This is a genomic window from Microbacterium sp. Bi98 (assembly GCF_918698045.1).
GTDB lineage: Bacteria > Actinomycetota > Actinomycetes > Actinomycetales > Microbacteriaceae > Microbacterium.
The window spans coordinates 36,258-47,835 of the sequence record NZ_CAKKLK010000002.1; the positions used below are offsets into that span (position 1 = coordinate 36,258).

11 protein-coding genes are annotated in these 11,578 nt (G+C 67.6%); 5 read left to right on the forward strand and 6 right to left on the reverse strand.

The features are described 5' to 3' along the window. Positions 1-2: 2 nt before the first annotated feature. On the reverse strand, positions 3-3,542 hold the full coding sequence (gene smc, locus LQZ85_RS03925) for a chromosome segregation protein SMC (RefSeq protein WP_230100544.1): 3,540 nt from the start codon (positions 3,540-3,542) through the stop codon (positions 3-5). Between the two features lie 543 nt (positions 3,543-4,085). Here smc and LQZ85_RS03930 point away from each other — a divergent pair. The 5 genes from LQZ85_RS03930 to LQZ85_RS03950 all read left to right on the forward strand — a co-directional run bounded on the left by LQZ85_RS03930 (position 4,086) and on the right by LQZ85_RS03950 (position 8,646). Beyond that, positions 4,086-4,364, forward strand: coding sequence for a hypothetical protein (locus tag LQZ85_RS03930; protein ID WP_053095916.1), 279 nt, complete (start codon positions 4,086-4,088; stop codon positions 4,362-4,364). Between the two features lie 13 nt (positions 4,365-4,377). Continuing rightward, positions 4,378-5,466, forward strand: coding sequence for a GNAT family N-acetyltransferase (locus LQZ85_RS03935; protein ID WP_230100545.1), 1,089 nt, complete (start codon positions 4,378-4,380; stop codon positions 5,464-5,466). Continuing rightward, complete coding sequence (locus LQZ85_RS03940) at positions 5,463-6,542, forward strand: GNAT family N-acetyltransferase (protein WP_230100546.1); 1,080 nt, start codon at positions 5,463-5,465, stop codon at positions 6,540-6,542. Before LQZ85_RS03935 ends, LQZ85_RS03940 begins: the two co-directional genes overlap by 4 nt. Positions 6,543-6,631: 89 nt before the next feature. Next, a complete protein-coding gene (locus LQZ85_RS03945; RefSeq protein WP_053099093.1) occupies positions 6,632-7,327 on the forward strand; it encodes an ABC transporter ATP-binding protein in 696 nt (231 codons plus the stop codon). Beyond that, on the forward strand, positions 7,324-8,646 hold the full coding sequence (locus LQZ85_RS03950) for an FtsX-like permease family protein (protein ID WP_230100547.1): 1,323 nt from the start codon (positions 7,324-7,326) through the stop codon (positions 8,644-8,646). Before LQZ85_RS03945 ends, LQZ85_RS03950 begins: the two co-directional genes overlap by 4 nt. A gap of 3 nt (positions 8,647-8,649) precedes the next feature. Here the strand turns inward: LQZ85_RS03950 and mutM are convergent, their stop codons facing one another. From mutM to coaD, 5 genes are all read right to left on the reverse strand, one after another. After that, a complete protein-coding gene (mutM, locus tag LQZ85_RS03955; protein ID WP_230100548.1) occupies positions 8,650-9,513 on the reverse strand; it encodes a bifunctional DNA-formamidopyrimidine glycosylase/DNA-(apurinic or apyrimidinic site) lyase in 864 nt (287 codons plus the stop codon). Further along, complete coding sequence (gene rnc, locus LQZ85_RS03960) at positions 9,506-10,198, reverse strand: ribonuclease III (protein ID WP_053095908.1); 693 nt, start codon at positions 10,196-10,198, stop codon at positions 9,506-9,508. Before rnc ends, mutM begins: the two co-directional genes overlap by 8 nt. Before the next feature lie 17 nt (positions 10,199-10,215). Next, positions 10,216-10,425, reverse strand: a complete 210-nt coding sequence (gene rpmF / locus LQZ85_RS03965) for a 50S ribosomal protein L32 (RefSeq protein WP_017830754.1) — start codon at positions 10,423-10,425, stop codon at positions 10,216-10,218. Positions 10,426-10,427: 2 nt separating this feature from the next. Next, a complete protein-coding gene (locus LQZ85_RS03970; RefSeq protein WP_230100686.1) occupies positions 10,428-10,976 on the reverse strand; it encodes a DUF177 domain-containing protein in 549 nt (182 codons plus the stop codon). Between the two features lie 82 nt (positions 10,977-11,058). After that, positions 11,059-11,556 carry a pantetheine-phosphate adenylyltransferase gene (gene coaD / locus LQZ85_RS03975; RefSeq protein WP_053095905.1) on the reverse strand — a complete coding sequence of 166 codons (498 nt, stop codon included), beginning with the start codon at positions 11,554-11,556 and terminating at the stop codon, positions 11,059-11,061. Between the last annotated feature and the right edge of the window lie 22 nt (positions 11,557-11,578).

Genomic DNA, 11,578 nt, shown 5'->3' on the forward strand with positions numbered 1-11,578 from the left:
CGTCAGACGGCGGCCGCGCGGTCGCCCACGCGCTGCCCGACGACCGCAGAGACGCCGTCCTGACGCATCGACACACCGTAGAGAGCGTCCGCGATCTCCATGGTTCGCTTCTGGTGGGTGATGACGAGCAGCTGCGAGCTCTCGCGAAGCTGCTCGAACACGGTGAGCAGGCGGCCGAGATTGGCGTCGTCGAGCGCCGCCTCGACCTCGTCGAGGATGTAGAAGGGGCTCGGGCGCGCCTTGAAGATGGCGACGAGCAGCGCGACCGCGGCGAGGGAGCGTTCACCTCCCGAGAGCAGGGAGAGCCGCTCGATCTTCTTGCCGACCGGACGCACCGACACCTCGATGCCCGTGGTGAGCATGTTCTCGGGATCTGTGAGCGAGATGCTTCCGGATCCGCCGGGGAACAGCAGCGGGAAGACCTCTCCGAACGCGACCCTCGTGTCTTCGAACGCGCTCGCGAAGATCGTCTGCATCCGCTCGTCGAGATCGGCGATGATCGTGAGCAGATCCTGACGGGTCTGGGTCAGGTCGGCGAGCTGTTCGGTGAGGAATGCATGGCGCTGCTCGAGTGCCGCGAACTCCTCCAGCGCGAGCGGGTTCACGCGTCCGAGTTGAGCGAGCTTGCGCTCCGCATCAGCCAGTCGACGCTGCTGAATCCGTCGATCGAACGGGATCGCCGTGTCGAGCTGCTCGTCATCGGCGGGCTCCGCAGCGGGGTCCCGCGGAACGAGCTGGTCGGGACCATATTCCGCCACGAGAATATCTTCGTCGAGCGCGAGCTCCGACGCCACCCGCTCCAGGAGGCTGTTGAGGTGCAGCTTCTTCTCATGGATCTGCAGCTCGAGACCGTGGACGCTCTCAGTGAGGCCGGCCAACCTCTCCCGGAGCGAGGTCTCCTGCGCGCGCAGAGCCGTCAACTCCTGGTTCTGCGCCGATCGCGCCGACTCCGCCTCGGCCAGCGCGACGCGTGCCTCGGTGACGGACCGATCGATCGAATCGAGGATGCGCGGGAGCTCTAGCGCGACGCCGGATGCCGCCTCGCGCTGCGCACGGCGGATGACGGCCCGGCGCGCTGCCTCGGCAGCCGCGTCCCGCTCCTGCTCGCGCTGCCGCTCGAGACCGACGACCCGGGACTGGGCAGCCCGCACGCGCTCACGCAGCGTCTCGATCTCCAGGCGAGCCCTGACCTCACCCTCGCGTGCGATCTCGAGCGCTTCGAGCAGTCCGTCACGCGCTGAGGCGTCGAGCACGGGCCGCGGCGCCGCGACAGCGGCGTCCCACTCGGCCTTGGCTGCCTCCGACGCGGCCTCGGCCTCCTGCACCGCGCTCTGCGCCTGCGCGAGCCCGTTCTCGAGTCGCTCGCACTCGGCGACCGCCGACTCGTGGGTGACCGTGATGCGGTTGACCTGCTCGGCGTGCGTCGCCAGCGCGGCATCGTGCTCGCGGAGCGCCCGGAGCGCGTCCTTCGCCAGACGACGGGATGTCTCGACGGACTCGTTCGCGTCCTCACGCGCCTCCCGCAGCGAGTCGACGATGACCTGCACTTCGGCCAGGCGGTCGTTCGCCGCGTCTCGTTCGGCGGCGAGCTCGAGGCGCGAGCGTTCGCCGCCGGAACCCGTGCGCAGAGTCTGAGCGGTGACGACGTCGCCGGCGGTGGTCACGATCGTGGTGGTGGTGTCGCCGGCGAGATCGAGTGACAGTCGCGCGGCACGCGCTGCGTCGAGGCTGTCTGCGATGACCACGTGCGACAGGATGCCGAGGACGCCGTCCGGCGCCGTGACCGTGTCGACCGCGCGGGTCACCCCATCGATGGCGGGCAGCTCGATCGACGGACGCGCGGAGTCGGCGATCACGAAATCGACCACTCCCCGTCGCTGCTCCGACGCGTCGCCGGCGAGGTCGAACGCATCGTCCGCGCCGTCGACGAGGACGCCTTCGGCGAGGGGACCCAGCACCGCCGCGACGGCAGCTTCGAATCCGCTCCTGACCTGCACCGAGTCGCCCACGAGTCCGCGTATCCCCGGACCGCCGGTCTTCACGATCTCCGCGGCTCCTCCGGAGATCGCGAGCGCGCTCCCGAGCGCCGCCGACTTCGCGGTGAGCGCGTCGACCTCGCGTTCCGCCGCGTGCAGCCGCTCACGGAGTGTCTCCCGCTCGGCTTCGGCCGCCGTCGCAGCCCGCTGTGCGCTCTCGTACGTTGCGGAATGCTCGGCTGCCGTGCCCTCAGGCGCCTCTGCATCGGCGATCGCCTCGAGGGCTTCCGCTGCGTCACGACGGCGCGCGTTCGCCGCCTCGAGAGCGTTCTCCTGTCGAAGAACCGCGCCCCGCACGGCAGCGAGAGCGGACGCGGCCGCATCGGCTGTGCCACGCAGCGAACTGATGCGCATGTCGTACTCCGACACCAGCGCGCTCTGTTCGGCGATGTCGACGTCGAGAGTGTCGAGTTCGGCGCGCGCGAGCATCACCTCGCGGCTCGCCACGGTCGCCGCTTCCTGGGCGTCACCGAGGCCCGCGGAGATCACGGTGATCTCATCTTTCGCCTCGTCGATCGTGCTCTGCGTGACCGTGACGGCGGTCACTGCCGCGTCATCGTCGTCCGAGCCGAGCAACGCGAGCCGCTGATTGGCCAGAGTGTAAAGCCCGCGCATCCGCTCCTGCACCTGCTCGAGACCGAAGGCGACGCTTCGCGCCTGATCCACCGCGGCCGAGTTCTGATCCTGCTCGAGCCGTGCGATGTTCGCCCGCACCGCCTCCGCCTGATCGGACAGCACCAGTCGTTCGGTATGTCTCTCGTTCTCCGTGCGCGTGTGATCGGCCAGGGCGGTGCGCAGCGCCACGACGTCGTCGGCGAAGATCCGGGCCTTGGCATCGCGGCCGACCGCGGCGATCGTCTGCGCCTCTCGCGCGATCTCGGCCTGGCGTCCCAGCGGCTTCAGTTGACGGCGGATCTCACCCGCGAGGTCGCTCAATCGCGTGAGGTTGGTCTCCATCGCATCGAGCTTGCGAAGGGTCTTCTCCTTGCGCCGCCGATGCTTGAGGATGCCGGCGGCCTCTTCGATGAAGCCACGACGGTCTTCCGGCGATGCCTGGAGCACTGTGTCCAGCCGGCCCTGTCCGACGATGACGTGCATCTCTCGTCCCAGCCCCGAGTCGCTGAGGAGCTCCTGCAGATCGAGCAGGCGGCAGTTCTCTCCGTTGATCGCGTACTCGCTCGATCCGTTGCGGAACAGAGTCCGGCTGATCGTGACCTCGGCGAACTCGATCGGCAGTGCGCCGTCGCTGTTGTCGATCGTCAGCTGCACCTCGGCGCGGCCCAGCGGCCCCCGGGTCGAGGTGCCTGCGAAGATGACGTCTTCCATCTTGCCGCCGCGCAGCGTCTTGGCCCCTTGTTCGCCCATGACCCACGCGAGGGCGTCCACCACGTTGGACTTGCCTGACCCGTTGGGTCCGACGATGCAGGTGACACCCGGCTCGAAGACGAAGCTGGTCGGCTGCGCGAAGGACTTGAACCCCTTGAGGGTCAGGCTCTTCAGATGCATGCGCGTACCGCGTCTCGGGGGTGAATCACGCCCATACGCTACCGGAATGACGGCTCAGAACGGGCATCCCGCGCGGGTTCGCAGTGAACCGGAATTCCGCGCGACACGCCGATCCACGCCGGTCATGCTTGACGGACACGCCCGGGTTTCGCTACCGTAACCTCCGGATCGCCACACGAAAGGAGGTTACCGATGATCACTCAGCTCACTGCTCAGGCCACTGGCCTCGCCGCGCCATTCGCGCCGCGCTCTGCGCACTCGGTAACCGCCGGCGTCCGTCGAAGCGCTCTCTCGTAGAACCGCAGCCCGAGAACTCTGCCCCGAACCATCCACCGGTCTCCGACCTGTGACGGGGCTTCTCGCCCGCTCTACTCCGCGCTCCGCCCTCTGATCCTCTCCGGATCACGGCTCTCCGCCGATCCCGGCGCTCGCCCTCGGGCGCACCGGGCTCTCGACTCTCACCGCGCACCGCCGCCCTTCAACGAAGGCCCGGCGGCCGCGTTCGCCGCACCCATCACCACCATTCATCTCGAAGGAATCATCGTGAACACCACGCTGTACCGCAGCATCCCCCACCCTCCGGATACCGAGGACCAGCAGGTCCTCCACATCCCCGCACCCGATGAGCTGCGGCGCCTCGCGCTGGCAGATCGTCTCTCTCTCCGGATCGGCCTCTGGCTGCTCCAGAGGGCACAGCGCCCTCGCCCGGTACGTCGTATCGCCGCCGCCGAAGCGGATGCGCTGCGTCTCGATCGACGTGATCGCACGCCCGGCGAGACCTACGCCCTGCTCACCTACGACCTGCAGCGTCAGCTGCGCTGACCTGGAGATCGCCATGAGCATCCCGCTCACCCCCGATGCGTCGCTGCATCCGCTCGTGCTGCCGGCACGAGCGGATGCGGCTGACGCCGCCGAATTCCGCGAGCTCGCCCGTGTTCGCAACGCCGTCTACCGAGAGGTCACCGGACGCACCGAGCAGGATCTGACGCCAGAGGCGCTGCTTCCGATCCTGCGCTCTCGCAAAGAGCGCACGACTGCTGTGTGGGCGGTGCGCGTCGGAGGCGAGATCGTCGGGCGCACAGTCATCGACATTCCTCATGAGGAGGGGTCGCGTGTGGCGATCGCCGCGATCGAGATCCACCCCCGTGTCTGGGGTCAGGGGATCGGAACCGCGATCCTGCCGCACGTCGAGGCCTTCGCCCGTCTCCACGGCCGCGCGGTCATTCAGAACTGGACGGAGCAGCCGGCCAGCGACGGACCCAGGCTGCAGGCGAAGACGGGCTTCGGCAGCGTTCCGGACGATCACGTCGCACGATTCCTCATCCGCCATGGATTCACCCTCGAGCAGGTCTATCGGGTGAGCCGCCTCGCGGTCACCCAGGAGACGGTTCAGCGTGCCGAGGAGCTGCGGGAGGACGCGCGAGCGCTCTCACAGGACTATCGCGTGCTCCAGTGGATGCTTCCGACGCCACCGGAGCACGTCGACGGCTACGCATGGCTCAAGTCGCGCATGTCGACCGACGCCCCCTCGGCCGATCTCGAGACCGACGAGGAGGCCTGGGACGCAGAGCGTCTGGTCGCCACGGAGAAGAGGGTCGCGGAGATGGGCCAGATCATGCAGGTCACTGTCGCGCAGCACATCCCGACAGGCGAGCTCACCGCATTCACCGAACTCGGAATCGGTCCGGATCCCACCGCCACCACACACCAGCACGACACTCTGGTACTCACCGAGCACCGCGGCCATCGTCTGGGGCAGCTCGTGAAGTGCGAAGCGTTCCTGTCGTGGACAGGCATCGCTCCCGCGTCACGCGACGTGATCACTTACAACGCCGAGGAGAACCGGCCGATGCTCGCCATCAACGAGGCGATGGGATTCACGGCCATCGCCTACGAAGGCGCGTGGAAGAAGGAGCTGTCATGAACACAAGCACACTGACGATCACACCTCTGGCCGTCCCCCGCGCGCTGGACGCCGAGGATGCCGCGGACTTCCGCGCATACGGAGAGCTCAACAGGCAGATCTGCGAGGAGCTGGTCGGTCTGCCCGACATCGCCCCCGATGCCGCGCAGATGCTCGCATCGTGGCAGGATCCCAGCGATACCCTGCAGACCGGGTTCGTCGCCAGGCTCGGAACCGAGATCGTCGGCATGATCACTCTCTCCTACGCTCAGGAGGCGGACGCGAACGCCGCAGAGGCGGACCTCCTCGTGCCGGAGAAGCACTGGGGACGCGGTGTCGAAGACGCTCTCCTGTCGCTCGCCGAGTCGGAGGCGCGCGCACACGGCCGCTCTCTGGTGCAGACCTGGACGCTGCACAGGCCCATGGAGTCGGACCGGATGATCACACCGCGAACAGGGTGGGGTCGCATTCCGGCGATTCCGCTGTCGGACGCTCTCGTCGCCCGCGGATACGAGTTCGAACAGGTCGAACGCAACAGCGAGCTCGATCTGCGCTCCGACCCCGCCCCGCTGCGGGCCGCTCTGGAATCGGCGAAGACCGCCGCCGGCGACGATTACCGGGTGCTCCAGTGGATGGCGCCGACACCGCCTGAGTTCCGCGACGGGTACGCGGCGATCCTCGCTCGCCTGTCTACCGACGCCCCGAGCGGCGACATGGACTTCGTCGCCGAGGAGTGGGATGCGGAACGTGTCGTGCGACGTGAGCGACGGCTCACGGGGGCCGGTCAGGCTCTGTCGATCGTCGCGGTGCAGCATGTGCCCAGCGGAGACATGGTGGCCTACAACGAGCTGCTCGTCGGGGCGGACCGCGCAGGAGTGACCCACCAGCTCGGCACTCTGGTGTCTCGCGAGCACCGCGGGCACCGTCTCGGCACGATCGTCAAGTGCGCGAATCTCCTCCGTTGGAGAGAGCTCATGCCGCTCACCCCGACGGTCTCGACGTTCAACGCAGAGGAGAACCGTCCCATGTTGAGCATCAACGAGGCGATCGGTTTCGCGCCTGTCTCCTATGCGGGAGCGTGGCAGAAGCGGATCTGATCGAGATCATCCGAGCGGTGTACACGGCCGGCCACGGATCATCCGCCCGGCCGACGCAGCGGTCTCCGTATGGCCGCGAGGCTGGATGCATGAACACGACGGTCCTCGACGCACGCTCTCTGACCAAGTCCTACGGAACGACCCGCGCACTCGCCGGGGTGGATCTCACCATCCACCGCGGCGAGTCGGTCGCCATCATGGGTGCCTCCGGGTCGGGCAAGACCACTCTCCTCCATGTCCTCGCCGGCATCATCAGTCCGGACTCGGGCACCGTGTCGTTCCAGCCCTCGGTCGGTCAGGCGGTGGAACTCGCCGGACTCGGAGAATCCGCTCGTTCCCGGCTGCGGAGAGAGCGGTTCGGGTTCGTCTTCCAGCAGGGTCTGCTCATTCCGGAGCTCACGGCGGTCGAGAACGTGGCGCTCGCATCGATGATCAACGGAGTGAAGAGAGCACAGGCCACCGCTCACGCGGCGTCCTGGCTCGCCGCGCTCGGGCTGGCCGGGATGGAGGACCGCCGAATCGGCGAGCTGTCCGGCGGGCAGGCGCAGCGCGTCGCGATCGCACGGGCTCAGGCGACGGGTGCGGAACTCGTGTTCGCCGACGAGCCGACCGGCGCCCTCGACTCGCACACGTCGCAAGACGTGATGAATGCGCTGCTGTGGTCGACGACGGGCCAAGGGCGCACGCTGCTCGTCGTGACACACGATGCAGACGTGGCGGCGCGCTGCTCGCGGATCGTCTCCGTGCGCGACGGCCAGATCATCTCGTCGGCGGTGACGGCATGAACGCCCGCGTCCTGGCTGTGCTTCTTCGCGCCGGGACGGGAGAGAAAGCGGTGCTCGCGCTTCCGCTCATCGCTTTCGGCATCGTCACAGCCCTCGTGCTGACCGTCGTGGGCGGGGCTCAGTCGTTCTGGACCTGGACCGATGAGTACGCGCCGGTGTACCAGGCGTTGGCCGCGATCGCGCTCGTGCTCCTCATCGTCCCGCTGATGAATCTCGGCGGGGCGGCCGCCCGTCTCTCAGCCCGCCGCCGTGACGAGCGTCTCTCGACCCTGCGGCTTCTCGGCGTGACGCCTCTGGGCGTCGGCGTCGCTACGGTCATCGAATCCATGATCGTCGCGGCCGCCGGTGCCGTCGCCGGAGCCGTCGTCCATCTCGCCCTCACCCCTCTCGTCGGACTCATCCCGTTCCGTGGCACGGCTCTCGGCGTCGAGGCGATCATGCTCTCGCCCTTCAGCGTTCTCGCCGTCGTGGGAGGCGTCCTTCTCGTGGCGGCAGCGAGTGCTGTGCTGGGGCTCCGGCGCGTGATCATCTCGCCCCTCGGCGTGCGCCTGCGGACGACCGTCTCCACCGCGCACTGGTTCCGCGCGATCATCGCAGTCTCCGTTCTTGCGCTCGTGTTCGTCCTTGTCACGGTCTTCCCTTCCGTCGCAGGACTCGCGGCGACCATCGCCGTCCTCGCCCTGTTGTTCGCCGTCTCCCTGGCGGTGCTCAACGTGATCGGACCATGGGTCCTGAAGGTCGCCGCCGGCCGTCAGCTGCGCAAGGCCGAGCACGCAGATCGGCTGCTCGCCGCCCGTCTGGTGCTGGACTCCCCCAAAGCCGCGTGGCGTCAGGTGAGCGGCATCGCGATGGCGAGCTTCATGGCCGTGTTCGCAGGAACCGGAGTCTCCCTGATGAATGTGATGAACAGCGGCGACACGACGTCCGCGGATGCGGCCCTCGCCGCGGACATGCGCACCGGCCTCGTCATCACCCTCGTCGCTTCATTCCTGATGGTCGCGGCATCCGTGGGGGTCAATCAAGCCGCGGCCGTTCTCGATCAGCAGGAACTCCACCGGAGTCTGCACCGGCTGGGCGTGCCGCTCGCGATCGTCGACAGCGCACGCCGCCGGACGATCATGTCTCCACTCCTCGTGACCGCGATCGGCTCGGCGACCTGTGCCGGCGTGCTGGTCTTCCCGCTGCTGGGGATCGCCCTGGTCGCGGCACCCGAGTCTCTCCTCACGATCGCGCTCGTACTGGCCGTGGGGATCGGAATCGTCTGGATGAGCACTCGCGCGACGCGGCCGCTGCTCGCCCGTTCGTTCGAGATGGTGTGAGTCTCAGCGACGCCGCTGGCAGCGCGGACAGTAATGACTCGAGCGGTTCATGAAAGCCTCCCGGCGGATCAGAGTGCCGCAGCGCGGGCACGGCTGTCCGCCTCGACCGTACGCGTTGAGCGAGTGGGCGAAGTAGCCTGCCTGACCGTTCACATTGACGTACTGGGAGTCGAAGCTCGTGCCGCCCTCTGCAAGTGCCTTCACGAGCACCACTCTGATCTCGGCGAGGAGGCGTCTGCTCGCTTGCGTCGACAGGGCACTCGCGAGCGTCGCCGGGTGGATGCGCGCAGCCCACAGCGCCTCATCCGCATAGATGTTGCCCACGCCGCTGATCGTCTGCTGATCGAGCAGCACTCGCTTGATCGCACTGCCGCGTGTGCGGAGTGCACGCAGGAAGCGATCGTCTTCGAACAGCGGGTCTATCGGATCACGGGCGATGTGCACGACCTGAGTCGGGATCCACGTCGGTCCGTCCGGCACCAGACCATCGACCGCCAACGACCCGAAAGTCCTCTGGTCGGCGAAGACGATCGCGAGCTCGCCATGCCGAGGATGCTCGATGCTGATCCGGATGCGCTCGTGGCGTTCCGCCTCGGCGTCCGGCGCGCGCAGCAGCATCTGTCCGCTCATTCCGAGGTGCGCGATCAACGCGGAATCAGCGGTGTCCAGCGGCAGCCAGAGGAACTTGCCCCGTCGGTCGGCTGCAGTGACTCTGCGTCCCTCCAGGCGCGCGACGAAGTCGGACGGCCCGGCCGCATGCCGTGTGAGAGCTCGTTCATCGAACACGCTCACGGCCGTGATGAGCGAGCCGATCACCGCGGGAGCGAGACCCGCCCGGACGACCTCGACCTCGGGAAGCTCAGGCACGCTCGTTGAGCAGTCGCCACGCGCTGAGCGCGGCGGCCATCTCTGCCGTCTTCTTGCTGCTGCCCTTGCCGGTCATCGCCAGATCGCCGACGACCACGGTTGCGAGGAATCGACGATCGTGGTCGGGGCCGCTCGCCTCCACCGAGTACTGGGGCGGAGTCGCACCGACTCGCGCAGCCAGCTCCTGCAGGCTCGTCTTCGGATCCATCGCCGCGCCGTAGCGCTCGGGGTCGGCGAGGAGCGGCGCGGTCAGCCGGAGCACGAGCTCGGTCGCCGCCTCAGGACCCGCTGACAGATACGTCGCGCCGATCACGGCTTCCATCGTGTCGGCGAGGATCGAGTCCTTGTCGCGACCGCCCGTCTGTTCCTCACCGCGTCCCAGCAGCAGATGGCTGCCGAGATCGATCGCTCTCGCGACCTCGGCGAGAGCGACCGTCGAGACGACGCTCGCGCGCCGCTTGGCCAACTCCCCCTCATCCAGCCCCGGATGGGTCGTGAAGAGCATCACCGTCACGGCTTGTCCGAGAACGGAGTCGCCGAGGAACTCGAGACGTTCGTTATGGGGGATGCCGCCGTGCTCGTAGGCATAGGAGCGATGGGTGAGCGCCAACTCCAGAAGCTCCGCGTCGATATCGACGCGGAGCTTCTCTGGGAGCGGTCTCGTCCCCCCAGGGACCTCAGTCACAATCGTGAAGTCGCGACTCAGACGTCGGCGACCTTGCGACCCTTGTACTCGAGGAAGAGCTCGGTGCCCTGCGAGTCGGTGACGACCTTGGCCTGGTGAGGACGGCTGTAGACGACCTGACCGTTCTCGATGGTCTTCACGAGTGCGACGGGCGCCGCCTTCCACTGCGCGCGGCGCGAGCGGGTGTTCGAACGGGATACCTTGCGCTTCGGGGGGTTACCAGCCATGACTAGCTCTCTTCTTTCTCGGCGGCTCGGCTCTGTGCCTCACCGTCTTGGTCTGTGATCTGCTGGAGCGCGCTCCACCGAGGATCGATGGGAGCCACCTGCTCCGTCCCGGTGCTCGCGGTCAGCCTCTCGCCCGTCTCCGGGTCGAGCCCGGGGCAAGCCGGCTGACACACCGGCTGAAATGGAAGCGCCAATACGGCCGCATCCCTGACTAGAGTTTCAAGATCCACGTGGTCGTCTTGAACCTCGAAGTCAGTTTCTTCCTCACCAGGATACGCGAAAAGCTCCTGGAACTCGACTTCGACGGGCCGGGTGATGTCGATCAGGCATCTTCCGCATACGCCGGAGTACTCAGCGTCGGCGGTTCCGGAGACCAGGATGCCCTCGTGAACCGACTCGAGACGCACGTCCAGGTCGAGCGCAGAACCGGCTTCATACGCGACGATTCCCTCTCCCCAGCCTTCGCCGAGGGTCACCGAGAACTCGTGCTCGCGCATCTCGCCCGGCTTGCGGACGATGTCACGGACGGGCAGGACGAAGGGACCATTCATTCGGGAACGCACCCGGCAATGGTACCGGCTCCTGCGGGATGGAGGCTGGTTCCGCGCTGTGTGGAGACGGCGCCTCCGGAAATCAGATCCCGCGTGATCCGGTGTCGAGGAAGGAGGCGACCGCCGGAGGCACGAACGGCGACACGTCACCGCCGAGGCCTGCCACCTGGCGGACCAGGGAGCTGGAGACCAGGGCATGCGCGGGGTCGGGCAGGAGGAAGACCGTCTCGATGTCGGCGAGATGACGGTTGACGATCGCCATCGGGGATTCGTACGCGACGTCGATCTGCGAACGGATGCCCTTCACGAGAACTCCCGCGCCGACGTCGCGGGCGTAGTCCACGAGCAGCCCCATGCTCCAGGAGCCCACGACGACGTTGTCGCCGATCCCGTCCTCAGCGATCGACTGCTCGAGCAGCGACATCCGCTGAGCGATCGGGAGCAGCGCCTCTTTGCCGGGGTTGTGCACCACGAGCACGTGGAGTTCGTCGTACAGCTTGGCTGCGCGACGGATCACGTCGAGATGACCCAGGGTCGGCGGATCGAACGATCCAGGGACGACGGCGATCCGGCTGCTCATGCCCCCAGCCTAAAGCACGCGG

Excerpts from the sequence above, each read along its gene's own strand:
- LQZ85_RS03935 (WP_230100545.1), top strand. The coding sequence starts at position 4,378 with ATGAGCATCCCGCTCACCCCCGATGCGTCGCTGCATCCGCTCGTGCTG.
- coaD (WP_053095905.1), bottom strand. The coding sequence starts at position 11,556 with ATGAGCAGCCGGATCGCCGTCGTCCCTGGATCGTTCGATCCGCCGACC.
- LQZ85_RS03950 (WP_230100547.1), top strand. The coding sequence starts at position 7,324 with ATGAACGCCCGCGTCCTGGCTGTGCTTCTTCGCGCCGGGACGGGAGAG.
- LQZ85_RS03970 (WP_230100686.1), bottom strand. The coding sequence starts at position 10,976 with ATGAATGGTCCCTTCGTCCTGCCCGTCCGTGACATCGTCCGCAAGCCG.
- LQZ85_RS03945 (WP_053099093.1), top strand. The coding sequence starts at position 6,632 with ATGAACACGACGGTCCTCGACGCACGCTCTCTGACCAAGTCCTACGGA.
- smc (WP_230100544.1), bottom strand. The coding sequence starts at position 3,542 with ATGCATCTGAAGAGCCTGACCCTCAAGGGGTTCAAGTCCTTCGCGCAG.
- rpmF (WP_017830754.1), bottom strand. The coding sequence starts at position 10,425 with ATGGCTGGTAACCCCCCGAAGCGCAAGGTATCCCGTTCGAACACCCGC.
- LQZ85_RS03940 (WP_230100546.1), top strand. The coding sequence starts at position 5,463 with ATGAACACAAGCACACTGACGATCACACCTCTGGCCGTCCCCCGCGCG.